This is a genomic window from Paenibacillus sp. HWE-109 (assembly GCF_022163125.1).
GTDB lineage: Bacteria > Bacillota > Bacilli > Paenibacillales > NBRC-103111 > Paenibacillus_E.
Genome location: NZ_CP091881.1, coordinates 6,315,328 through 6,338,442, shown reverse-complemented (window position 1 = coordinate 6,338,442; position 23,115 = coordinate 6,315,328). Strand labels below are relative to the sequence as shown.

At 50.8% G+C, this 23,115-nt stretch carries 20 protein-coding genes and 1 riboswitch; of the genes, 17 read left to right on the top strand and 3 right to left on the bottom strand.

Annotated features, from left to right (window positions below; all coding sequences use genetic code 11):
• Nucleotide 1: 1 nt before the first annotated feature.
• The 7 genes from LOZ80_RS27085 to LOZ80_RS27055 all read left to right on the top strand — a co-directional run bounded on the left by LOZ80_RS27085 (nt 2) and on the right by LOZ80_RS27055 (nt 8,823).
• Nucleotides 2-3,058, top strand: coding sequence for a HEAT repeat domain-containing protein (locus tag LOZ80_RS27085; RefSeq protein WP_238167579.1), 3,057 nt, complete (start codon nt 2-4; stop codon nt 3,056-3,058).
• A 39-nt stretch (nt 3,059-3,097) separates the two neighbouring features.
• Nucleotides 3,098-3,535, top strand: a complete 438-nt coding sequence (locus LOZ80_RS27080) for an ATP-binding protein (protein ID WP_238167578.1) — start codon at nt 3,098-3,100, stop codon at nt 3,533-3,535.
• The gene (locus LOZ80_RS27075) at nt 3,532-3,867 is read left to right on the top strand and encodes an STAS domain-containing protein (RefSeq protein WP_238167577.1); all 336 of its coding nucleotides are present in this window, start codon (nt 3,532-3,534) and stop codon (nt 3,865-3,867) included. Before LOZ80_RS27080 ends, LOZ80_RS27075 begins: the two co-directional genes overlap by 4 nt.
• A gap of 24 nt (nt 3,868-3,891) precedes the next feature.
• Entirely contained in the window at nt 3,892-5,277 is a 1,386-nt protein-coding gene (locus LOZ80_RS27070) for a PP2C family protein-serine/threonine phosphatase (RefSeq protein ID WP_238167576.1), read from the top strand.
• A 101-nt stretch (nt 5,278-5,378) separates the two neighbouring features.
• On the top strand, nt 5,379-6,308 hold the full coding sequence (locus tag LOZ80_RS27065) for an eCIS core domain-containing protein (protein ID WP_238167575.1): 930 nt from the start codon (nt 5,379-5,381) through the stop codon (nt 6,306-6,308).
• Nucleotides 6,308-8,290 carry a hypothetical protein gene (locus LOZ80_RS27060; protein ID WP_238167574.1) on the top strand — a complete coding sequence of 661 codons (1,983 nt, stop codon included), beginning with the start codon at nt 6,308-6,310 and terminating at the stop codon, nt 8,288-8,290. The genes LOZ80_RS27065 and LOZ80_RS27060 overlap by 1 nt, the downstream gene beginning before the upstream one ends.
• A 14-nt stretch (nt 8,291-8,304) precedes the next feature.
• A complete protein-coding gene (locus LOZ80_RS27055; protein ID WP_238167573.1) occupies nt 8,305-8,823 on the top strand; it encodes a YbjN domain-containing protein in 519 nt (172 codons plus the stop codon).
• Between the two features lie 593 nt (nt 8,824-9,416).
• On the opposite strand, the gene LOZ80_RS27050 is transcribed toward LOZ80_RS27055, so the two are convergent.
• Nucleotides 9,417-10,388 (bottom strand): bile acid:sodium symporter family protein, encoded by a 972-nt coding sequence (locus tag LOZ80_RS27050; RefSeq protein ID WP_238167572.1) that lies wholly within the window; start codon nt 10,386-10,388, stop codon nt 9,417-9,419.
• Between the two features lie 154 nt (nt 10,389-10,542).
• Nucleotides 10,543-10,641, top strand: a riboswitch (TPP riboswitch).
• Between the two features lie 112 nt (nt 10,642-10,753).
• On the opposite strand from LOZ80_RS27050, the gene LOZ80_RS27045 reads away from it, so the two are divergent.
• The 9 genes from LOZ80_RS27045 to LOZ80_RS27005 all read left to right on the top strand — a co-directional run bounded on the left by LOZ80_RS27045 (nt 10,754) and on the right by LOZ80_RS27005 (nt 18,876).
• Complete coding sequence (locus tag LOZ80_RS27045; protein ID WP_238167571.1) at nt 10,754-11,374, top strand: thiamine phosphate synthase; 621 nt, start codon at nt 10,754-10,756, stop codon at nt 11,372-11,374.
• Complete coding sequence (gene thiO, locus LOZ80_RS27040; RefSeq protein ID WP_238167570.1) at nt 11,375-12,592, top strand: glycine oxidase ThiO; 1,218 nt, start codon at nt 11,375-11,377, stop codon at nt 12,590-12,592. It abuts the gene before it with no gap.
• Entirely contained in the window at nt 12,576-12,779 is a 204-nt protein-coding gene (gene thiS / locus LOZ80_RS27035) for a sulfur carrier protein ThiS (protein ID WP_238167569.1), read from the top strand. The genes thiO and thiS overlap by 17 nt, the downstream gene beginning before the upstream one ends.
• 5 nt (nt 12,780-12,784) lie before the next feature.
• Nucleotides 12,785-13,552, top strand: a complete 768-nt coding sequence (locus LOZ80_RS27030; RefSeq protein WP_238167568.1) for a thiazole synthase — start codon at nt 12,785-12,787, stop codon at nt 13,550-13,552.
• Nucleotides 13,553-13,586: 34 nt separating this feature from the next.
• Nucleotides 13,587-14,438, top strand: coding sequence for a bifunctional hydroxymethylpyrimidine kinase/phosphomethylpyrimidine kinase (thiD, locus tag LOZ80_RS27025; RefSeq protein ID WP_238167567.1), 852 nt, complete (start codon nt 13,587-13,589; stop codon nt 14,436-14,438).
• A complete protein-coding gene (thiE, locus tag LOZ80_RS27020) occupies nt 14,435-15,082 on the top strand; it encodes a thiamine phosphate synthase (RefSeq protein ID WP_238167566.1) in 648 nt (215 codons plus the stop codon). The genes thiD and thiE overlap by 4 nt, the downstream gene beginning before the upstream one ends.
• A 14-nt stretch (nt 15,083-15,096) precedes the next feature.
• The gene (gene thiC, locus LOZ80_RS27015; protein WP_238167565.1) at nt 15,097-16,869 is read left to right on the top strand and encodes a phosphomethylpyrimidine synthase ThiC; all 1,773 of its coding nucleotides are present in this window, start codon (nt 15,097-15,099) and stop codon (nt 16,867-16,869) included.
• Between the two features lie 286 nt (nt 16,870-17,155).
• On the top strand, nt 17,156-17,758 hold the full coding sequence (locus LOZ80_RS27010; RefSeq protein WP_189010599.1) for an ArsR/SmtB family transcription factor: 603 nt from the start codon (nt 17,156-17,158) through the stop codon (nt 17,756-17,758).
• 2 nt (nt 17,759-17,760) lie between these two features.
• Entirely contained in the window at nt 17,761-18,876 is a 1,116-nt protein-coding gene (locus LOZ80_RS27005) for an aminopeptidase (protein ID WP_238167564.1), read from the top strand.
• Nucleotides 18,877-19,947: 1,071 nt separating this feature from the next.
• On the opposite strand, the gene LOZ80_RS27000 is transcribed toward LOZ80_RS27005, so the two are convergent.
• The gene (locus LOZ80_RS27000; protein ID WP_238167563.1) at nt 19,948-20,799 is read right to left on the bottom strand and encodes a helix-turn-helix domain-containing protein; all 852 of its coding nucleotides are present in this window, start codon (nt 20,797-20,799) and stop codon (nt 19,948-19,950) included.
• Nucleotides 20,800-20,956: 157 nt separating this feature from the next.
• Between LOZ80_RS27000 and LOZ80_RS26995 the strand changes: the two genes are divergently transcribed.
• Nucleotides 20,957-21,808: a sugar phosphate isomerase/epimerase family protein gene (locus LOZ80_RS26995; RefSeq protein WP_238167562.1), complete on the top strand. Its 852-nt coding sequence runs from the start codon at nt 20,957-20,959 to the stop codon at nt 21,806-21,808.
• A gap of 414 nt (nt 21,809-22,222) precedes the next feature.
• Here the strand turns inward: LOZ80_RS26995 and LOZ80_RS26990 are convergent, their stop codons facing one another.
• Nucleotides 22,223-23,098 carry a carbohydrate ABC transporter permease gene (locus tag LOZ80_RS26990; RefSeq protein WP_238167561.1) on the bottom strand — a complete coding sequence of 292 codons (876 nt, stop codon included), beginning with the start codon at nt 23,096-23,098 and terminating at the stop codon, nt 22,223-22,225.
• Between the last annotated feature and the right edge of the window lie 17 nt (nt 23,099-23,115).

Below are 23,115 nucleotides of genomic sequence, written 5' to 3'. Positions count from 1 at the left end.
TATGCAAGGAAGCTTAACCAGATGGATGGGACTGCGCACGGAAGATATTCGCAAGCTATGGATGATGCTGCCGATCTTTTATTTCAGCGGGATCGCAGAATCCTTGAACTATACGGCATTCATGGCGCTTTTTAACCAGCGATTCGGTGTGCAGTATTTGCCCTATATCTACATTGTCGAAGCGGCTATTATGCCGCTGGAGGGCTGGTTGCTAGCCAAACTGGCAAACCGCCTGCCCAAAGCCAGAATGATGACGACCCTGTACCTGATCATGATTGGACTGCTTGTACTCAATGGCGCTGTTTTGCTTGGATTCAAGGCAGGCGGTATTGATTTTCGCTTCTATTATCCGATTCTGTTTCTCTCCTCGAACTTTGTTGTCAGGCAGCTGACGCTGCTGCTGTGGAGCACAGCATTTGATTTGTGCCCAACCCAGCAAGCGAAGCGAATGATGCCTGTGTTTATTGCTTCAACGACAACAGGCGGGATTACCGCGGGTTTGATCGCTCACCAAATCGGTAAGTTGTTAGGTACCGAAGCTGTCTATGCGCTAGCACCGGTGTTAATGGTGTTCGGATTTATTTTCTTTCGCAAAGCGTTAGCCCGCTATCTGGTGCCCTTGACATTGAAGGAAGATATTCGTCTCAAGACGCAGAGCGCTGCTGATCCCAAAGAAGAAACACAGCTTCCAGCTGGCTATTATGCCAAACAGATGCTGCGCAGCCCGTTTCTGCTTTGTGCGGTTGCCTTGATGACACTGATGCCGGCTGTTTATTTTATGATGGAATATCAATACTTTACGGCTGCTGAAGCCAAATTTCCGGCAGAAGGAGATCTGACTTCCTTCTATGGCTTAATTACCGCTATTCAGTTTACGTTTTGCCTGCTGTTGCAAACCGTCTCAACGCGCTTGATGAATTGGCTTGGCGCAAGCAATATGCTGCTCGCCATTACCGTCATTTTCTTCGGAGGCTTTGGACTGACGGCTATGTTCTTGAATCAATCGCTTGGACTTTTCATGGTATCAGGCTCTTATGCTGTTTTCTATATTTTGCTGTACTACATTGCCGAGCCTTGTTATCAGTTGTTTTTCAAAATGATGCCGATCTCCAAAAGGGACGGCTACCGCTATTTTGCTCAGGGTGTAGCGGCTTCCGGCGGGATTTTAATCGGGTCTCTGCTCTCCCTGCTGCATTCCTTTGGTTGGCTCGAACTGTCTCCACTAGCTTGGTTAGGAGTGGCTGTAGCTGCGATTCTCGTTGTTGTTGCCTGGTTTGGCAGAAATCTGTATGTCCGTGAGCTGGTGAAAAGCGTGCAATCCCTGCACGCCGATTTATCGGAGATTGCAGGCTCCTTCATTGGGGGGATTCGCAGTTCCAAGGCGTTGTCCGCGATGCTTGGATATCTCAAGCACCCCAATGACTATGTGCGCGAGCTTGCGCTAGAAGTCATCGGGAAAGCGAAAGATTCGGCGTTCCTGCCTCACTTGATCGGTATGATCGGCGAGGAAAGCTCGCGAATTCGTCTAGCTGTGCTAAGAGCCATGAATCTGCAGGGCGCGACGATTCAAGATCTCGTGCAAGTCGCCTCTTTCCTGGAGGATGAAGACCCGGAAGTGCGTGCGGAAAGTGTGAAGCTCATTTCCAAAGCGACTCATTTGCGCAGCCAATCCCATTTCTTCATTCGTGTGAAACTGCTGGATAATCATCCGAAAGTGGTGCACGAGGGGGTTAAGGCGCTTTATGCGCTGGAGAGCGAAGAAAGCTATCAAGCTTGTGACGAAGCGATTATCAAAATGCTCGACAACGGCGGTGAGTGGGCCGTCTATGGCTGTCATACCGTCGCTGATTTGAAGCTTCACTCGTATGCGGCGTGGGTATTGTCATTGCTGGATGACCCTCGTCCGGCTGTGAAGGTTGCCGCTGCGCACTGCATCGGGCAGCTCCAGCATGTGGAAGCTATTCCGCTTCTTCTGACCATGGTGCCGCTTGCAGATCAAGAGATGCGCAAAGCGATTTTGCAAGCATTCGTCGATATGGGCGATAATGCCTTGCCTGCCTTGCTGACGTACGTGAACCACGCGAACCCGTTTATCTGGAACGCGGCTGTGACGGCGCTCGCGGAGCTGCTCGATGAAAGCATGCTGCGCAAACAGCTTGTCGATCCTTGCGTAAACCGGATGCTGGCTTCCACGCAGGAACGTGCCCTGCCTACAGCGCTGTATGAGCTGGGGATGAAGGGGCTTGCCGAGCTTGCCGGCCAGCGCTGCACAGAACTTCACCAAGCGCTGGTTGGCGGTGCCTGGGCTGTCATGGCGAAGTTCGCAGACGAGCGTGTGGTTGCGACCTTGCGCGAAGCTACGGAGGATGACAGCGAAGAGGTACGCGACAATGGGTTGGAAGTGCTCGCAGAAGGGCTTGGTGACCGCCGATTAGCGCTGGCTTTGCTGGAACTTTTGAAGCAAGATGCAGCGAACAACAGCTCGGTCAAACAAGCGCCGATGCTTATTATACAAGAGGCTAGATTATGGTCGGATGATTGGCTCAGTGAGATTGCCAGTTACGCACTAAGTTCATTGGAGCGTGTTGATATGAGAGAAGAGCGCAAATTTTTAACGATGCTGGATAAAGTTATATTTTTGAAGCAAGTGTCTTTATTCGCGGATCTTTCGGTAGACGAACTTGGTTTGATTGCGGGTATTGCTACGGAAGAAGTGCATGAAGACCTGACTTATTTGCTCCGTCGCGGGCATAGCAATGCAGCCATGTATCTGATTATTGAAGGCAACGTAGAGCTGAGCAATGAGACAGGTGAGGGAGAAACCGGAACGATCGGTGTGCTTGGGCCTAAGCAGGCATTTGGTGAAACAACCGCATTGGACGGCTCGCCTTCTTCGATTACTGCGCAGGTTATCTTTGACGAGGTTCGGGTGCTGACGCTGCAAGGTGAAAGTCTGTCCCGTCTAGTGAGACTATATCCGGAGATTGGCATCGGGCTGCTGCATGCCTCTAGCGCAAGAGTGAGGCTGCTGGAAAACATGCTTCTCAAAATGGCTTGAGTTCAGCTGGCGATGACTATCTGCAAAGGGGCGAATATCATGACCGTCGAGAGTATCATGCTGAGCAATGATCTGAAGGAACTGCAGCGGTTAGGCGCTTTCTTGCAAGACGTATCGAGAACATTGCAACTTGATGAAATGACCTTGTATCGCGTGAATTTGGTCTGCGACGAGCTGGTTACGAACATTATTCTCTATGGGTATCCAGAGGATGTGCTTGTAGACCAAGCGATACGAATTGATATTGAGGTGGTTTCTAATGGTTGGGAACTCCGCCTTACGGATCGGGGCATCGCTTTCAACCCTTTGCTGAGGTCCGCTCCGAGTATCGATTTAAGCGTTGACGAACGCAGTATCGGAGGTCTGGGCATCCACTTTGTGAGACAAGTGATGGATGATATCCGCTATGAACGTTTGAACAACGAAAATGTGCTTATGATGGTGAAACGACGTGTTCAAGAGGAGGGAATCTTATGAATATTACAGAGCAATTGCAAGGGGATACGGTTCTTCTTGGCTTAAATGGCCGTTTGGATGCGAATACGTCGGCGGTTCTGGAATCGGCTTTTATGAAGCTTGTCGAGCAAGGAAACGGGAAGTTTGTGTTCAATTTGCAAGGACTTGAGTATGTCAGCAGTGCAGGTCTTAGAAGCTTGCTGGTAGCAGCCAAAATGATTAAAGTCATTCAGGGCAAGCTGGCGCTGGCGAGCATGAATGAACATGTGAAGGATGTCTTTGATATGTCAGGGTTCAGCGCGATCTTTGCGATTTATGAAACCCAAGAAGAAGCGGTTCAAGCCATTGCATAGCTGTACACAGAGGAGGCACGCTGAATGAATATAGCCGTTGGTGTGCTTCTGCTTATTTGTCTGGCGATTGTTGCGGGCTGGCAGCGCAGCGAGCGCAAACGCAATGCAGCGGAGTTGGAGCTTGGGCGAACGATGCAGCTGTTCGATGTTAGCTTGGAAGTGAACTCGACGATCCACAAACAGGATCTGCTCGTGAAAATCATGGAGACTTCGTCTCGCATTATGAATGCGGAAGCTTCGTCCGTAATTCTGGTCGATGAGGAGAAGGGGGAACTGTTCTTCGACCTTGCGCTCGGAACCAAGGGCGATGAAGTGCGGGAAATTCGCCTGAAAATCGGGGAAGGCATCGCAGGCTGGGTGGCCCAGACGGGCCAGTCGGTCAAGATAGACGATGCGGCGCAGGATGAGCGCTGGTCGTCGAAGGTAGCCAAGCGTATTGATTATCCCACGCGCAGTATGCTGTGCGTTCCGCTGATCAGCAAAGGGAAAATTATCGGCGTCCTGCAGGTGCTCAATAAACGGGATGGCGCCCATTTCTCAGAACGCGATCTGCAGCTCTTGGAATCCATTGCCTCGCCAATTGCGGCTTCGCTGGAGAACGCCATGCTGTACGATGCGCTTGAGAAGACGACAGCGACCAAAGAGCGAATGGAAAGCGAGCTGCGTATTGCTACGGAGATTCAGATGGGCTTCCTGCCTCGCCAAAGCTTGGCAGTCTCAGGCGGCCCCGCCGAAAGTCCATCTGCCACCGCGCAAACGCAGGCTGTCATTCGTCCGGCTCGAGAAGTTGGCGGAGACTTCTATGACTATTTCCCCATCGGTGATAATCGCTTGTTTTTCATACTCGGAGATGTCTCGGACAAAGGGATTCCAGCGGCATTATTCATGGCTGTAACCATGACCCTGCTGAAAGGGAAGATGACCGCCGAGATGACGCCTGGAGAGCTCTTAACGGCTGTGAATAGGGAGTTGTACAAGGATGATTCCTCGATGTTTGCGACCATATTTTGCGGCTTGCTGGACGTAGGCACAGGACAATTGCTTTATAGTGATGGCGGTCATTGCCCGCCATATCTAATGCGGCAGGCTGGGAACGTGGAGCAGCTGAAAGGGAAGAAAGGCCTTCCATTAGGTGTGATGGAGGACATGGAATACAGGGACAATGAGGTCACATTAGCGATTGGCGATCGGTTAGTCCTGTATACGGATGGGATTACCGAAGCGGAGAATCGTCAGCTCGAACAATATGGTTTCACACGTCTTCAGCAGTTATTGGCAAATGAACAGGCAAGCCCTCAAACCCGCTTATTAGACCGTATGGTTGAAGATGTAGATCAGTTTACAAATGGGGCGATTCAGTCTGATGATATCGCTGTGCTGATCGTTGATCGAAAACCATCTGAAATGTAGCCTCAAACTTAGCCAGCTATGATATAGTGAAATTATAGACTTCATGCGCTTAGACACGGATATGTAAAGGAGCGCAAGCCAGTATAAATAGGAGGGTTCATATGCCAATGCACCAATCACGCATCAGCAGGCACCAAGATACTTCTCTGCAAAACAATCATCGCTCCAAGAGCAATTCACAGGGGCAAGCGCAGGATCTTATGAATATACAGCAGACGATTGGCAATAAAGCAGTGGGCAGTATGCTGTCTGTCCAAACCAAGCTGACCGTAGGTCCTGTCGGTGACGCCTACGAGCAAGAAGCGGACCAAGTTGGCAAACAAGTAGCTGATCATATTGCTGCCTCCGAAAGCAGCGGTTCCTCCAAACCGGATGTGCAGCGCATGGAGAGCGAAGGCGAGGGTTCAGAGGAAGAAGAGCTGCAGATGAAGCCTTCCTTGGATTCGATCCAGCGGACGGAGTCGTCGGAGTCCGAAGAGGAAGAGTTGCAGATGAAGCCGTCAACGGATTCGATCCAGCGGACGGAGTCGTCGGAGTCCGAAGAGGAAGAATTGCAGATGAAGCCGTCGACGGATTCGATCCAGCGGACGGAGTCATCGGAGTCCGAAGAGGAAGAATTGCAGATGAAACCGTCGACGGATTCGATCCAGCGGACGGAGTCGTCGGAGTCTGAAGAGGAAGAATTGCAGATGAAGCCGTCGACAGATTCGATCCAGCGGAAGGGCGGCGAGGACGAAGGGGTAGATGACTCTATCGAATCCCAGATTAAGTCCAAGCAAGGCAACGGCAGCAAAATGGATGGCAATATTCAGGCGAAGATGGAATCCGCTTTTAACAAGGATTTCAGCGATGTTAATATACATAATGATTCAGAATCTACGAGGCTTAGCGCTTCTTTGGGGGCGGAGGCATTCGCTACGGGGAACGATATCTTTTTCCGTGAGGGACGCTATAATCCAGACACCCATCAGGGTCAGGAATTGCTAGGGCATGAATTGACGCATGTCGTTCAGCAGCGAGGCGGTCAATAATGCCACAAGGAAAGCAGCTCCAGTCTAGATCAGCTAGTCCATCTCATCAACGGGCCGCGCAATCGCAAGCCGCTCAAGCCAGCAGCACAGCACCTCAAGTGTCACCTATGGCAAGGGATTTTTTCATGCAGATGCAGCGCACGGCGGGCAATCGGGCAACACAAGCTTATACGAATCAGTTGATTCAAAGGAACACCACAGCTACTCAGCAGGCTGTACCGGTCCCAGCTACGGTTCAAACACCGGCGCCTGTGACAACGCAAGCACCTGGCACGCCAGCGCCGGGAGCGCAGGTGGTCCCAGGGACGCCAGCGCCGGGAGCGCAGGTGGTTCCAGGGACGCCAGCGCCGGGAGCGCAGGTGGTCCCAGGCACGCCAGCGCCGGGAGCGCAGGTAGTTCCAGGTACGCCAGCACCGGGAGCGCAGGTAGTCCCAGGGACGCCAGCACCGGGAGCGCAGGTAGTCCCAGGGACGCCAGCACCGGGGGCGCAGGTAGTTCCAGGCACGCCAGCGCCGGGAGCGCAGGTAGTTCCAGGCACGCCAGCGCCTCGTCCGGTATACGGGACATTGGATGCACCAGATACGGCCAGTAGTGTAACTGATGCACAGGGTGGAGCCGTTTCTACGTTCAGTGACAGCTTCGGCGCGAGGGCCGATGACCTGAAAGACTCTTATGATAAAACCAGTGACGCCGCTACAGGACAGCAGGCAGCCTCCTTTGGCGCAGTTGCCGCAACCGCAGATTTGGTAGCCGGTCCTTTTCAAATTTTGAACGCTATTCGAGAAACAATGGAGGTTTCTGGAGATAGCAGCAGATCCGTGCATAACAAGAATTGGAATTATGCGGCAACTGGATCATCGATGATTGAATCTACAGGTAAAATGGTCAGTGGATCGGCAGGGCTTGTCGATAAAGCTGCGAAGTCCTCCGGACAAGTGGATGGGGTCGGAGCTTCCTCGGCAGTTAGCGATTATGCGGGGACTGTCGGCGAAGCCATTTCTGCGGTTAAGAGCACCATTATGGCCGTTAAAGGCATTTATGATCTGTACGACAAACACAGCAAAAATGGCGGTCTGGACAAAGGAGAAAAATCCAAAGGCGCCATTGAGATTGTCAGCAACGCCATTTCGGCGGCGCATTCCAGCCTCAAAGTGGCTAAGGGCATTATGGAAATCATGGAGACCGGCGCAGGTAGTTTGACCTCAGTTATTCCTGGTGTTAGTATCGCAGTAAGCGGTGTGAAAATTGCTATTAAAACTGTTGATGTGATCAAAGCGGGGCTGAATCGGTCAGCTATGACGACGTTGAAGCGCGAGTTCAAAGGCAAGCATGCGAATGCTTCCTACATCAAGGCTAAGCGCTGGTTCGGCGGGAATGCAGGTGTCGATAAGGTGAAAATGGACTTGCATAAGCAAACCCTTCGCGACAAAATAGCAAATGGCAGTGCGCAAGAATCAGCAGATGCCCAGATCGAACTCGATGAAATTACCCAGTATGAGCTAGCCAAAGAGATGAAGAAGATCAACGTGAAGCGCACCACGCGCGGAGGCTTGCAAATCGGACTCGAGTTGACGAAGATTGCGGCAGATATCGCGACATTGACAGGTGTCGGGGCGCAAGTAGGAACACCGCTGAAAATTGTGGCGTCAGGCGTTGGCGCAGCCATGCCAGTGGTTCGTTCCTTGAAACAGGCAGGGCGCGATCGAGCGGCCAAAGCAGACGCATGGGGCATTACCAAGGCTGTCTTTAATGCGGATAAGTCAACGGAGAAGAAGCATGCCAAGCGGGTCCAAGATGCTGAGTTAATCCTCGACATGATCCACAAGCTGCCTGCCAGAACGAATGCAACACCAGATGCGTATATCAATGTTGACCGATTTATCGAGGCTGCGGGTGTAAGTACGCTTCAACTGGATAAATATAAAACAGATTTGCCTGAACTGAGAAAATTCCTTGTTGATGCTATGGCTAAACGAGAATAGGAGAAGTGAATTAAATGCTGCCTGACCTTGTACATGCACGTCACTTGGCGCAATTAGGATTGCTGAAAGATATATTGGATGAAACAGGACTAGCCACGAATTTATTGGAAAAATCGGAGGCGATTCCGCTTCATGTTTTGATGGCTGGCTTCCAAGAAGACAAGAAAGGCCGTGAGCGTTTCCTTCACTTTAGCTTTTTGCCGTTAAATGATGAAGAGATCGGCGCCATACAATTATTGCAAATTTATAGCACTTTGCCCTTTCATCTGCAAGAGGGCAAACGCGGGGAAGTCGCATCAGTTCTGCTGGAAATCAACACAAGACTCCCGATCGGCCATTTCGGCATCAATGAACAAAATGAACTGCACTACCGCTACGTGTACAGCATTCCGGCGACGAGCACCTTCGAAAGCGAAGAAGTGCTGGAAATTCTTAGCTTGTTCGTCTATATGTGCGATATGTTTGCAGAGCATGTGGAGTTGGTAGCCAGCGGTGAAGCTGATGCAGAGCAGGTTATCCAGACATTAAGGTAGTAAGGTTTCTTTCTCGTTATGCAAGACGAGGAACATCAAAAGGGGCAGTCGCAAAAGGTCTAATTCAACCTTTTGCACTGCCCTTTTTTCAATATGTTGAAGTGAATGCGGAGTAACCCAGCTGCCTCGCGAGGAGGTAAGGGAACTACAGTACGCTATTCCAGCAAAAAGTGTCAGTATCGCGGGCTAAAGGGAACTACAGTGTGCTATTTTGCTGTTTCAAGCGAAATTCAGCGCTTTTCGTAGAAATAAGACCCTGTAGTTCCGCTATTGCCCCAGTATCCCTGATATTTGCCTAAATAGCGTACCAGAGTTCCCTCCATCTAGGTTTGCCCCTCTGTGCAGGCATTAAAGCGAAACCGGCTGTGCTGAAGCTGCTAATGATCCCGACTATATAATTTCGGTGCCGCTCCAACTGGAAGAAGAAGGGTATTTGCGGGCAAAAGGGACAGTAAGCGATCGGGGGTTTCACCGACTCCAGCACCTTTGAGAATGAGTGTGTTCCGATCATTGAATTCAACCCTCTCCTCTCCTCGGGATATCGTGATGGTGTGGGCATCAGCAAGCGCGTACAATCTATCGCTGGTATCTTTTCATACACGTACCTCTATGTTAGATGAAGGCTTCTTCAATGCATATCGTCGATTCAATAAATAGCCGAAAAGTGAAGCCAATGATTGCTGAAACAGCATCCCAAGCACAACGGGAATCGCCACAGGAGGCGGGAAATAAGCTACGGCGAGCACGGCGCCCGCACTGATATTACGCATGCCACTGTTGAAAGTGAGTGCAACGACAACATCCTGATCCCATCGCATCAGCCTGGCAATCAGCCATCCCAGCATGTAGCCTAGCGAAGCTATAAGCAGAACGAGACCGGCTAAGCCTAACAATTCAGCGTCGAAATCACGCAAGTAGGGGGCGATCACGGAGCTGTTGATAGCGACAACGATTCCCATCGTTATTTTGGAGAAAGGGCCGAGACGTCCGCTCCATTTTTCTTTGATCTGGCCTTTTGTCCATTGGTTTAACAGCATCCCGATTAATGACGGGACCACGATCATGAAGAAGAGACCTTTCATCATGGCCAAAGAGTCCAGCTGGACTTTCGTACCCACCAAAGCCGATAAGGTGTAAGGCACGACAAACGGGGAAAGAATCGTATCCATTAAAATAATGGATAGCGTCAGTACGATATTGCCGCGATAAATCGCAACCCAGACAAAGCTGGTGATACCCGTAGGTATCGCTGCTGCGAGAATAAGACCCGTAATCGTCAAAGGTTCGTGACTGTAAACGGCATGTCCAAGTCCCAAAGCAATGAGGGGCATACCGACATGCAAAATCAGCAGTGTGGTGATGAGGGGCAGCGGTTGGACGACTACTTTGACAAACTCTTTGAAGCTGGAGCTGATGCTGCCAGAGAAAGTCATGAAGGCAAACAGCCAAGGAGATAAAAAAGTGAAGCCGGATAAATGACTGCCCAAAAGAACGCCGATAAGAACACTGACGGGTGTAATAAGAGGCAAAATCTTTTCCAACTGACGATTGAATTGCAACAGCATCTAGGTGAACATCCTTTCGTGTAGCTCATCAGGGGGTGATTCGTTCTCCCTATTATAGGAGGAATCAGAGCCTGTGACTAGAATAGGGGCTGATAGAAAGTTTCTATTTCCAACTGCTGGATGACGTGCTATGATAGGTAGCAATTGCATACATTTGTATCCCTAGGGGCGCCGTGAGGCTGAGACAGAGTAATCTGAACCCTTCGAACCTGAACTGGGTCATACCAGCGGAGGAAAGTGGAAAACGATCATTGGCGCCCCATCTATGCATGTTTATTATGCGGCAACCTACAACCACTTTTCTTTGCGAAAAGTGGTTTTTTTGTGTGGTTTTTAGACCTTTTGAACAAAGGAGGCCGTTTTCGATGCCAGAACATGAGCTGCACGTTATATCGAATGGGAAGTTGGCGTGGGCGGAGCTGGCGGCCATTGCCGCCGAGATTCATCCCTATGTGACAGCGATCCATATTCGCGAAAAAGCGAGATCTATGGATGAAAATTACATCGGTTTGCAGTTTCTGCTTGATAAAGGAATCCCTGCGGACAGGATTTACATGAATGGCTTTCCCTGGATAGCGGCAGCAGAGAAACTCGCTGGTCTTCACCTCCCTGGCCGTTCGCCGGCACTGCCGACAATCCAGAATTCTTGCAAAGGCGTGCAGCGGATTGGGCTATCGATTCATAGCAAGGAAGAGGCTCAGCTTCGAGAAGAAGAGGGCGCGGATTATCTGCTGTATGGTCATATTTTTGAGACAAGATCGAAGGAAGGCGCTGAGCCTAGGGGATTGCAACAACTGCAAAATGTGGCAGGCAGCGTCTCCATTCCAGTGATCGCAATCGGCGGCATAACACCTGGGCGTGTTCAATCTGTCCTGGATGCAGGAGCTTCAGGTGTAGCGGTCATGAGCGGCATCTGGGAAGCGGCTGATCCAGTCGCTGCGGTGCTGGCTTACAAATACGGACTAGAGCGAACGGAGGTGAGTTAAATGAAGCAGACGAGTGATGTTCTTATTGTCGGCGGTGGTGTCATAGGCTCATCCATTGCCTATTATCTGGCGAAGCGGGGCCAGGCCGTTACCCTGCTGGAACGCAGCAGGTTAGGCACGGAAGCCTCTGCAGCGGCAGCAGGTATGCTCGGCGCGCAGTCCGAGATGGCGGACACAGGCCCGCTGTTCCAGTGGGCCCGTCACAGCCGGGCGATGTTCCCGCAGCTGAGCGAGGAACTGAAAGATCTAACGGGCATCGACATCGGCCTCGTCCGTGAGGGTCTGCTGAACGTCGCGTTCAGCGATGAGCAAGAGCGCGAGCTGCGGGCGCGTGAGAAGCTGCAGCTCGCAGCGGGCGAGCAAGCGCAGTGGCTGAGCGCAGCCGTAGCCGCCAAGCTGGAGCCCGCTCTCAGCGGGGCGACGTGCGGAGCTCTATACCTGCCAGAGGATGGGCAGGTGGAGGCGCCACGGTTGGCGGCGGCGTACGCGCAGGCAGCGAGGGTACTCGGGGCGAAAGTGCAAGAATTCGCCCAAGTGCAGGCGCTGCTGAAGGACGGCAGCCGAATCAGCGGCGTAATGACGAGCGAAGGTCCGCTATGGAGCGAGCAAGTCATTGTGGCTGCCGGCACGTGGAGCGGGCAGCTTCTGGCTGGCATCGGCATCGAGCTGCCGATGTATCCCGTGAAGGGCGAGTGCTTCTCGGTGCTGACACCGAAGCAGGAACTTAGGAAAACCCTGTTTACACCAGGGTGCTATATTGTCCCTAAAGCTGGCGGTCGATTGCTGGTCGGCGCAACAATGGTACCGCACAGCTACGACCGGAAGGTGTCGATGGCGGGGCTTGCCGAGCTGATGGATCGGGCGAGGCAGCTTATGCCTGCAATCGGCGCTGCGGAGTGGGAGAAGGCCTGGTCGGGGCTGCGGCCGCAGACAGCCGATGGCTTGCCTTACATCGGCAAAGTACCGGAGTATGAGGGGCTGTATGCGGCATGCGGGCATTACCGCAACGGGATTGTGCTTAGTCCAATTACCGGTAAGGTAATTGCCGATCAAGTCGTTGGCGAACTGGGAACGGCATTAGGCGTGGAGCCGTGGCTGGACGCTTTTAGCCCGGATTTTTCAGCAGTATCCAAGCGTGTCGTGCAGCAGGACCAGTCCCATTTGTCAGCAACAAACGGAAGTAGAAAGGAGCTGCAAAGCATTGAAGCTGCACATTAACGGTGAATCGGTGGAAGTTCCGGATACCATTCGGACCATTGACCAGCTGCTCGAGCATTTTGCTTTGGGTGAAAAAATGCTCGTAGTGGAACATAATCAAGCTATTTTACAAAAGGAAGATCATGCCGAAGCTCAGCTTTCGGAAGGACATCAAATCGAGATCGTACATTTTGTCGGAGGGGGATAATTCACATGTTAAAAATTGGTCCTTATGAGTTTCGTTCACGTTTATTGTTAGGCACGGGGAAGTTCCCGGATTTTGATATCCAAAAGCAGGCAGTTGCTGCCAGTGAGTCGCAAATTTTGACGTTTGCTGTGCGTCGGATGAATATTTTTGAAGCGAGTCAGCCGAATTTCTTAGCGATGCTGGACGTTGCCAACTTCACGCTGCTGCCGAATACTGCAGGCGCCAAAACGGCCGAAGAAGCGGTGCGTATCGCGAAATTAGCGAAAGCGTCGGGACTTTGCGACATGATCAAGGTGGAGGTCATCGGCGATGAGAAAACGCTGCTTCCAGATCCAGTCGAAACCTTGAAAGCTTCGGAAATGCTGCTCGAAGAAGGCTTCATCGTGCTTCCGTATACATCGGATGATGTGTTGCTCGCGAAGCGTTTGCAAGCACTCGGCGTTCACGCGATTATGCCTGGCGCATCCCCGATCGGCACAGGTCAAGGGATTATTAATCCGCTTAATCTAAGCTTCATTATTGAGCAATCGACGATTCCGGTCATTGTGGATGCAGGAATCGGGGCTCCATCCGATGCTGCGCTTGCGATGGAAATGGGTGCGGATGGCGTGCTGCTGAACACAGCCGTATCTGGCGCCAGAGATCCAATCAAGATGGCCTATGCCATGAAGCTTGCTATTGAAGCGGGGCGTGCTGGTTTTGAAGCAGGCAGAATTCCGAAAAAACGTTATGCCTCTGCAAGCAGTCCTATGGAAGGCTTTAGTCGGGTTTAGCAGGTGGCCTGATGACAAAGGGAGGGGGATGCAGATGTCGATCTATAAAGCGCTGACCATTGCAGGCTCCGATAGCGGCGGCGGTGCAGGGATTCAGGCAGACTTGAAAACTTTTCAGGAATTAGGCGTGTATGGGATGTCGGTCATTACAGCGGTCACAGCTCAAAATACGCTTGGCGTTCAAGGGGTATATCCACTGAGTGCCGAGGCCATTGAACAGCAGTTGGCTTCCATCGGCGAGGATCTTACGCCAGCTGCGCTGAAGACGGGCATGCTGTTCAGCGGGGACATCATCCGAGTGGTGGCTGCAGCGATACAGAAGTACAAGTGGGAGAGGGTCGTTGTCGACCCTGTGATGATCGCCAAAGGCGGCGCTTCTCTGCTGCAGCAGGAAGCTATTGATGCGATGATTCGCTATCTAATGCCGCTTGCTGATGTGATTACGCCGAATATCCCGGAGGCCGAAGCTCTTAGCGGCATCGCAATTACGGACAGTGTGTCGCGCCAGGAAGCGGCTCAGCGGATTCATGGATATGGCTGCAAACAGGTCATGATTAAAGGCGGACATGAGGACAACAGCGAGCAGGCGACGGATTTGTTATATGATGGCCAAACGTTTACGGAGTTTTCCTCACGTCGGCTGGTGACTCGCCATACGCACGGTACCGGCTGTACGTTCGCAGCTGCTATTACTTCCGGACTTGCGCAGGGATTGCCAATGAAGGCAGCGTTTCATTTGGCGAAGAGCTTCATCCAAGCGGCAATTGCTGAACCGCTGAACATCGGCAGCGGGCATGGACCTACGAATCATTGGGCTTATCGGCGTGGCGTGAGCAATGATGATGTTCGCATCAACGAAAATGTGGCTACGCCAGGTGCGCGATGAACAGTCAGAAGCTGAGAGACGCGCTGCGTTTGTACTTGGTCATGGGCAGCCCGAACTGCGGCGGGGCTGACCCTTATGCTGTGCTGGAGGCTGCAATTGCCGGCGGCATTACGATGTTTCAGTTCCGCGAGAAAGGCGCCGGAGCCCTGGAGGGGCCGGCGAAGCGCGAGCTGGGCGCGCGGCTGCGCCGCCTTTGCGCGCAGCATGAGATCCCCTTCATCGTGAACGATGATGAAGGGCTGGCACTAGAGCTTGCGGCCGATGGTATTCACATCGGCCAGGAGGACGCCCCAGCCGCCGCCGTGCGGCAGCGGCTGAAGAACATGATCGTGGGGGTATCGGCCCACGATCCGGAAGAAGCCCATTCGGCGCTGGCCGAAGGCGCCGACTATTTGGGCGTAGGCCCCCAATACGCCACGCGCACGAAGCTCGATGCGCGTGAGGTTCAGGGGCCTGCCATGATCGTTCGGATACGCGAGAGCGGTATCCGGCTGCCGTTAGTCGGCATCGGAGGCATCGATGCCGCGAATGCCGCGCCCGTTATCCGTGCCGGGGCGGATGGCATTGCTGTAGTGAGCGCGATTGCCGCTGCAGGCTCACCACGCGAGGCAGCAGAGGAACTTTGGCGAACAATCAATAGGTAAGAGGGGGAATTCCAATGACAACGACAAGCAAGGAGCCTGTAAAAGACATCGAAGTGAGCACATTTCCAGGCAGCCGCAAAGTGTATGTTCAGGGTTCAAGACCAGACATCCAAGTGCCTATGCGAGAAATCGCTTTGGGAACATCGACCAATATGAGCGGGGAAGAAGTAGGCAACGAGCCTGTCCAAGTGTATGATACCAGCGGTGTTTATACGGATACCGACTGCCACACCAATATTCGGTTGGGGCTGCCCGCGAATCGTTTGCCATGGATTGAAGAGCGTGGTGATGTGGAAGCCTACGCGGGACGTGAAGTGAAGCCGGAGGACAATGGACTTGCTTCGCCAGATGCGAAAGGGGCCGCCGAACGATTTCCAGGCTTAAGCCGCAAGCCGCTTCGAGCCAAAAAGGGCAGCAACGTGACGCAGATGCATTATGCCCGCCAAGGTATTGTGACACCGGAAATGGAGTATATTGCCATTCGCGAGAATTTAGCTGCGGAGTTTGTTCGCCAAGAAGTAGCCGAGGGCCGCGCCATTATCCCTTCGAATATCAATCATCCCGAAAGCGAGCCAATGATCATTGGACGCCAATTCCTTGTAAAAATAAATGCCAACATCGGCAATTCTGCGGTAGCTTCTTCCATTGAAGAAGAGGTGGAGAAAATGACGTGGGCTACCCGTTGGGGTGCGGATACGATCATGGATTTATCGACTGGCAAAAACATACATACAACACGCGAATGGATTATTCGCAACTCTCCAGTTCCGGTGGGGACGGTACCGTTATACCAAGCGCTGGAAAAAGTGAACGGGAAAGCCGAAGATCTCTCGTGGGATGTATTCCGGGACACGCTTATTGAGCAAGCCGAACAAGGGGTGAGTTACTTCACCATTCATGCAGGCGTATTGCTGCGATACATCCCGATGACCGCAAACCGTGTGACAGGCATTGTATCTCGCGGCGGTTCCATCATGGCTGCTTGGTGCTTGGCCCATCATCAGGAGAATTTCCTGTACACGCACTTCGATGATATTTGTGAAATTATGAAAGCTTATGATGTCGCGTTCTCCCTCGGTGACGGATTGCGTCCGGGCTCGATTGCGGATGCCAACGATGAAGCCCAATTCGCTGAGTTGGATACGCTCGGTGAACTTACGGAGCGGGCTTGGCGCCATGATGTTCAGGTGATGGTCGAAGGGCCTGGCCATGTGCCTATGCACCTGATTAAGGAAAACATGGACCGTCAGTTGGACGTGTGCAAAGAAGCACCATTCTACACGCTTGGACCGCTGACGACGGACATAGCGCCGGGCTACGATCATATTACCTCAGCGATTGGCGCAGCGATGATTGGTTCTTTCGGCACGGCGATGCTGTGTTATGTGACGCCTAAGGAGCATCTGGGCTTGCCGAATAAAGAGGACGTCCGGGTAGGTGTCGTCACCTACAAAATCGCCGCGCATGCGGCCGATCTGGCGAAGGGGCACCCTGGCGCTCAGATCCGTGACAATGCTTTGTCGAAGGCGCGTTTTGAATTCCGCTGGCGCGATCAGTTCAATCTCTCTTTGGACCCTGAGAGGGCATTAGAGTTCCATGACGAGACCCTTCCGGCTGAAGGGGCCAAAACTGCGCACTTCTGTTCGATGTGCGGACCTAAGTTCTGCAGCATGCGAATTACGCAGGATATTCGGCAGTTGGCCCATGACGAAGAGACTGCTCGCAACAATGGAATGGATGAGAAATCCAAGCAATTCCGCGAAGCTGGAAGTCGAATTTATCAGTAATAGCATTTGGGGCGTTTTTTCACCATTAATGTGGTGACAGGAACGTCCCTTTTTGCTACCATAGAGAAAAGCTTAACTTCGGTAATTCGTTAAAGCGCTGAATTGGCTGCAGGGAAGAGATGCCAGGCATGCTGAAACCGCAATTGACATGAATTCTATTTCGCATTATGATACGGTTAAAAAGATTTGACCGTCGTTTAATTAATCTCATTAAGAGGTTAAAAGTTGACCCGGACGCCCTGTTTTACGAGGTCGAACAGGTACATTAGAGGAGGTCGAGTCCAAGATGAAGCTGCAACCGGTTTACATTATTGAAGATCTTGAGCAATTGAAAACGGTAAGTGATCCCCTTCGCGCTAAGGTGTTGCTTTATTTAATCGAAAAAGCTTACACCGGTCAGCAATTGGCTAAACTGCTGGGGATGGCGCGTGCGAAGGTGCATTACCACTTGAATGAGCTTGAGAAGCATAGCTTGATTTCGGTCGTTCGTACGGAACTCAAGAATGGCATTGTTCAGAAATTCTACCGCGCCGTTGCACGTGGCTTTGTGCCAAGCGAAGCGCTGCTCCCTTATGTATCCGAAGTAGAGAATTACTACCGTGAAACGACGCTGAATGTGCTCGGTCGTGCGAGGCTTCGTGCGATTGCCGCACCGGAGGAAGCTTTTCAAATTCCTTCCTCAGATCGCGCCTTATGGCATCGGATGTCCACGCAGCTTGAAGTCAAGATGAGCAGGGAGAAATTTGCAGAGTGGCTTAGCAAGTTTCGGGCGTTGATCTTTGAACTGGACGGGCAGCAGGAGGAAACTGGGGAGTGGTTTTATTTGACGACAGTGGGGTTCCAAATCAATGAGCCGTCCTTTGCGATGGATGAAGAAGAGGAGAGATAGACATGTTAGATCCAAGACTAACGAAGCTGGCTGATGTCCTTGTGAACTATTCGGTTAAGGCACAGCCTGGTGAAAATATTTTGATTGAAGCATACGGTATTGATGCAGCTCTGGTGAAAGAAATCGTGAAAAACGTGCACGCAGCAGGCGCTCATCCTTATGTAAATATTAGAGACCATGCGATTATGCGTCAGCTTATTATGAATGGTACAGAAGCACAAATGCAGACGTGGGCAGCAGCCGACGCGTTCCAAATGAAACAGATGCAAGGCTACATAGGTGTACGTGGTGGAGCGAATATTTATGAACTGTCGGATATTCCGGCTGATCGGATGAAGCTTTATAATGCAATTTATTATCAGCAAGTTCACTTTGATGTTCGTGTGAAGGATACAAGATGGGTTGTGCTGCGCTACCCGACTTCTTCCATGGCACAGCTGGCCAGCATGAGCACGGAGGCATTCGAGGAGTTCTATTTCAACGTTTGTACGATGGATTATGGCAAAATGTCCAAAGCGATGGACGCTTTGAAAGACCTTATGGATCGTACAGACAAGGTTCGTCTCGTTGGTCCTGGAACGGACTTGTCCTTCTCGATCAAAGGCATCGGCGGCGTCAAATGTGATGGCGAATTGAACATTCCGGATGGTGAAGTTTACTCTGCGCCTGTTCGCGATTCCGTCAATGGGGTTATATCTTTCAATACACCAACGCCTCACGACGGCTTTATTTTCGAGAACATTGTGCTGGAATTTGAAAATGGCAAAATTACGAAAGCGACCGCGAACGATACGGATCGTATTAATGAAATTTTTGATATGGACGAAGGTGCTCGATATGTCGGCGAATTCGCGATTGGCGTGAACCCGTACATTCAACACCCAATGAAAGATACGCTTTTCGATGAGAAAATCGATGGTAGTTTCCATTTCACGCCAGGCAACTGCTACGATGATGCTTATAATGGCAACAAATCCTCGCTGCACTGGGATATCGTGAATATCCAACGTCCTGAGTATGGCGGCGGTGAAATTTGGTTTGATGACGTGCTGATTCGCAAAGACGGCCTATTCGTTCTGCCTGAGCTGCTGCAATTAAACCCGGAAAACTTGAAGTAATGCAGGAAAGGTTGCCCAAAGTCCTTGTGACTTGTTGGGCAACCTTTTGTTGTTGTGCAGCCATATCGCTATTCCCCTTCGAAGTTTGGAACTCTGCATGCTGAGATAAGGAAGTCGCTGCTTGATGCTTGCTCACTTACTTGGCTGCGGAAAATAAGACAGGTGAACGTGCTTGTTTTCTCGGATGGCATCTGTGACGGAGGCATAAGCAAGCAAGGAGTGCTTATTATGCGTTCGTACGCCCGGAAAGCACGGAAGAGCTGCAGATAAGCATATACGGTGGTCTTAGTGCACGGAATACTGCGAAGATAACGGGAATAAGATCGTGTAGCTTGCTTATTTATCCATCGAGCATCCATCTCCTGTGCTATCCATCCCGTGCGCTAAGCTGCATAGAACCTAACCGAAGGGCAGGTTTCGCTTGAAATATAAGAGTTTATATGTTTTGGAGTGAACGCGGAGTTACTCCAGCTGCTTCGTGCGGAGGTAAGGGAAGTACAGTCCGCTATTCTAGCCAAAAGTGACCATATCGCAGGGGGGAGGGAACTGTAGTCCGCTATTTTGCTATTTCCTGGGAAAATCACTGCTTTTCGTGGAAATAAGACCCTGTAGTTCCGCTTTGACCCTCGCATCCCTACTATTTGCCTAAATAGCGTCCTCTAGTTCCCTTAATCGGTTTTGTCGCTAATAAGAGGGCGATCTCACAGGGCGGCGAAGCCGGTATTCTTGTGAGCTATTCTTGTGGGTCTTCCTTGTGGTCTAGCCTTGTGGTCTATTCTTGTAGATTTTCCTCGTAGATTATCTTGTTTTATGCTGTGCGCGTGGTGAAGGTGCCACAGCTCCAACGTATCCGCAAAGCCGTCCGCGGCAACCGCCCGCCGCTCCAGCGTATCCGCAAAGCCGTCCCCGGCCGCAACCGCCCGCCGCTCCAGCGTATCCGCAAAGCCGTCCGCGGCAACCGCCCACAGCTCCAGCGTATCCGCAAAGCCGTCCGCGGCAACTGCCCGCCGCTCCAGCGAATCCGCAGAGCCATCCCCGGCCGCAACCGCCCACCACTCCACCGCAGTCACCTTAAACCCGCCGCTGCTGCGTCTGGTATTGTCGCGGCGGCAAGCCGACAGCTTTCTTGAACGTTCGGATGAAGTTGGAGTAGTCGTTGAAGCCGGCGAGCTGGCAGGTGTCCGTGACGGTGGACCCTTCGCGCAGGAGCTGCTTCGCTTTGGCGATGCGCTTGAATAGGATGTGCTCATGAATCGTGCTGCCTGTATGCTTTTTGAACAATCGGCAAAGATAAGAGCGGTTCATGAAAACGACATGCTCGAGGACTTCGAGTGACAGATCTTGCTCTAAGTTTTCATCAATATAGGTGAACAGGGAGGAAAGCTTGTCAGGAATCATGACCTGCTCCTCTTGTTTGCCTTGATTCTGAAAAGTTCGATTGATGAACACCAGCAGTTCGATAAAGGCAGAGACATACAGAATTTCCGATCCTGGAAGCGCTTGGTGTCGACTGTGAGTTTCCATGCGCTCGTAGATCTTCATGATGTCATCGATTTGCTGTGGAGTCAGCCGCATGCGGTTCTGTTCGCCAAATACACGTTTATTGAAGCACTCCAGCAAATCGAACTCCGGCGAGCTGAAAGCCTTGATTAAAGATGGATTGAAATGGATGACGACATTTTCGTAGCGCTGCTTTTTGGATTGGAAATTAGGCCGGTGAAGTTCATTGCTGTGCATGATCAGCAGATCGCCATATTGCAAAGGGTACACTTGTTTTTCGATAAAATAGTGAACATCTCCCGTGAGGAAGAAATAGATTTCATATAGGTCTTGATGTTGATGAAAATCTAGGGGAATCGGATCATGGGTAACCGAATGCCTGAAAGTAATCTTTTGATGTAAATTTTGGTATAGTTCCTGCATGAGAGGCTCTCCTCTAGTTAAACTGGAGTCAATATTAGCAATCTTTTGCCCAATTAATGCAATGAATACGTTTTTATTATACTGCAAAATAAACAATAGATAAACAAACGGCTTTCGCCAAACCTGCTAATGTTCATCATGCCAAGGAGGATCTTATATGAAACTATCTGTATTCACTGTAGCCACACCTGATTTGACACCTGTAGAATTAGCCAAAGCGGCTGTTACAGCTGGGATTGAAGGCATTGAATGGCGTTTTAAAGATATTCCAGCGGATGCCGCTAATGAAGCGCCTTCGTTCTGGAGAAATAACTTATGTTCGATTGATCCGAAAGCAACGGATGAAGAGTTGGAGCAATTCCGTCTCATCGCTGTTAATCATAATTTGGTAAACCTAAGTGTAACTCCGTACCTGAATGATTGTAATGTGGCAGAAACGGAGAATGTGTTCAAAGCTGCTCGCCAAATTGGAGCATCCTTCATTCGTGTAGGTGTTCCCGGCTACGATCGCAGCCAGAATTATAATGATTTGTTCAAAAAGGCTGTCGATTATTTGCACCACGCCCAGGAGCTGTCACAGCAGTATGGAGTCAAAGGAATTATCGAAATTCATCATAACACAATTACGCCGAGCGCTGGTCTGGCACACAAGCTGATCTCCGGTTTTAACCCTGACAATCTAGGTGTTCTGCACGATGCAGGCAATATGGTGCATGAGGGATACGAGAATTATCGGATGGGCCTTGAGTTGTTGGGACCTTATCTGGCGCATGTCCATGTGAAAAATGCAAGATGGGTACCTACAGGCGAGGAGCAAAACGGTCTTAAACTTTGGAAAAGCGAATGGGCGCCATTAGATAATGGTGTCGTGAATTTTAAGCAACTGTTGGACGACTTGAAAGCGGTTGGCTACGATGGCTACCTGGGTATTGAAGATTTTAGCGGTCAATTCGGTTCTCAAGAGATGCTAACGAGCTTCGCTTCCAAAGTGAAGCAGTGGCTGGCATAAAACATATTTGAATGTAAAAGGAGCTAAGCGGCTTGTATGCGCTTAGCTCCTTTGTTTAAATATAAGAGTTTATATGTTTTGGAGTGAGTGCGGAGTTACTCCAGCCGCCTTGTGCGAACAGAGGGAGGGAACTACAGTCCGCTATTCTAGCCAAAAGTATCCATATCGCGGGGGTGAGGGAACTCCAGTCCGCTATTTTGCTGTTTCAAGGCAAATTCAGCGTTTTTCGTGGAAATAAGACCCTGTAGTTCCGCTAATACCCTAGCATCCCTGCTATTTGCCTTTATAGCGTCCTCTAGTTCCCTTAATAGGGTTTTGTCGCTACGAAGAGGCTGATCTCTCAGGGCGGCGAAGCCGTTTTTCTTTATGGCTGATCTTCGTTTGTTTTGATTTCTTCGACAGATTGCTGCCTCATTACCCTTTGATCGCGCCAATCATAATACCTTTGACGAAATACTTTTGCAGGAAAGGATATAAGAGCAGGATGGGAGCTGTTGCGACAATAATTGTGGCGTATTTGATCGTTTCTCCGATGGGCATCTTATCGGCACCACCGACACCCGTCGTCATTGATTCGGTACTATTCGTGATCAAGATTTCTCGTAAGATAAGTTGTAGTGGATAAAGGTCACGGGTTCTTAAATAGATAAGTGCGTTGAACCAAGCGTTCCAGTGGGAAACCCCATAGAAGAGAACCATCACTGCGACCACGGGCATGGAGAGTGGAAGGATAACCCGGAACAGAATTGTAAAATCATTGGCGCCATCCAGCTTGGCGGATTCCTCTAAACTCACAGGAACGGCTTGGAAGGAGGTACGCATAATAATTAAATTGTAGGCGCTCATAGCAGTTGGAATCAGTAAAGCCCAGCGGGTATCTACCATGCCCAAGTCGTTAATGAGCAGATAAGTTGGAATCAAGCCGCCGCTAAAAAACATCGTAAACACGATCATAAACATGACGGGATTTTTCCACATGACATCTTGTCTGGAAAGCGCATAAGCGCCAAGCGATGTCATAAGAATATTCAGCGAGGTACCGAGTATTACGTACAGGATGGTGTTCAAATAACCGGTCATAATGGAGGGGTTTTTGAACACCATGATATAGGCTTCCCAATTAAGTCCCTTTGGGTACCAGATCAGCCCGCGCACTTGTACGATCCAAGCTGGATCGCTCAGAGAGGCGATTAGAACGAACAGAAATGGATAGAGTGTAACTAAAGATAGCAGGATCAAGAAAATGGAATTAGATGTGTCAAAAATGCGTTCTCCCCAACTTCTACTCATGATGGTTGCAGCCTCCT

Excerpts from the sequence above, each read along its gene's own strand:
- LOZ80_RS27085 (WP_238167579.1), top strand. The coding sequence starts at position 2 with ATGCAAGGAAGCTTAACCAGATGGATGGGACTGCGCACGGAAGATATT.
- LOZ80_RS27080 (WP_238167578.1), top strand. The coding sequence starts at position 3,098 with ATGACCGTCGAGAGTATCATGCTGAGCAATGATCTGAAGGAACTGCAG.
- LOZ80_RS27075 (WP_238167577.1), top strand. The coding sequence starts at position 3,532 with ATGAATATTACAGAGCAATTGCAAGGGGATACGGTTCTTCTTGGCTTA.
- LOZ80_RS27070 (WP_238167576.1), top strand. The coding sequence starts at position 3,892 with ATGAATATAGCCGTTGGTGTGCTTCTGCTTATTTGTCTGGCGATTGTT.
- LOZ80_RS27065 (WP_238167575.1), top strand. The coding sequence starts at position 5,379 with ATGCCAATGCACCAATCACGCATCAGCAGGCACCAAGATACTTCTCTG.
- LOZ80_RS27060 (WP_238167574.1), top strand. The coding sequence starts at position 6,308 with ATGCCACAAGGAAAGCAGCTCCAGTCTAGATCAGCTAGTCCATCTCAT.
- LOZ80_RS27055 (WP_238167573.1), top strand. The coding sequence starts at position 8,305 with ATGCTGCCTGACCTTGTACATGCACGTCACTTGGCGCAATTAGGATTG.
- LOZ80_RS27050 (WP_238167572.1), bottom strand. The coding sequence starts at position 10,388 with ATGCTGTTGCAATTCAATCGTCAGTTGGAAAAGATTTTGCCTCTTATT.
- LOZ80_RS27045 (WP_238167571.1), top strand. The coding sequence starts at position 10,754 with ATGCCAGAACATGAGCTGCACGTTATATCGAATGGGAAGTTGGCGTGG.
- thiO (WP_238167570.1), top strand. The coding sequence starts at position 11,375 with ATGAAGCAGACGAGTGATGTTCTTATTGTCGGCGGTGGTGTCATAGGC.
- LOZ80_RS27030 (WP_238167568.1), top strand. The coding sequence starts at position 12,785 with ATGTTAAAAATTGGTCCTTATGAGTTTCGTTCACGTTTATTGTTAGGC.
- thiD (WP_238167567.1), top strand. The coding sequence starts at position 13,587 with ATGTCGATCTATAAAGCGCTGACCATTGCAGGCTCCGATAGCGGCGGC.
- thiE (WP_238167566.1), top strand. The coding sequence starts at position 14,435 with ATGAACAGTCAGAAGCTGAGAGACGCGCTGCGTTTGTACTTGGTCATG.
- thiC (WP_238167565.1), top strand. The coding sequence starts at position 15,097 with ATGACAACGACAAGCAAGGAGCCTGTAAAAGACATCGAAGTGAGCACA.
- LOZ80_RS27010 (WP_189010599.1), top strand. The coding sequence starts at position 17,156 with ATGAAGCTGCAACCGGTTTACATTATTGAAGATCTTGAGCAATTGAAA.
- LOZ80_RS27005 (WP_238167564.1), top strand. The coding sequence starts at position 17,761 with ATGTTAGATCCAAGACTAACGAAGCTGGCTGATGTCCTTGTGAACTAT.
- LOZ80_RS27000 (WP_238167563.1), bottom strand. The coding sequence starts at position 20,799 with ATGCAGGAACTATACCAAAATTTACATCAAAAGATTACTTTCAGGCAT.
- LOZ80_RS26995 (WP_238167562.1), top strand. The coding sequence starts at position 20,957 with ATGAAACTATCTGTATTCACTGTAGCCACACCTGATTTGACACCTGTA.
- LOZ80_RS26990 (WP_238167561.1), bottom strand. The coding sequence starts at position 23,098 with ATGAGTAGAAGTTGGGGAGAACGCATTTTTGACACATCTAATTCCATT.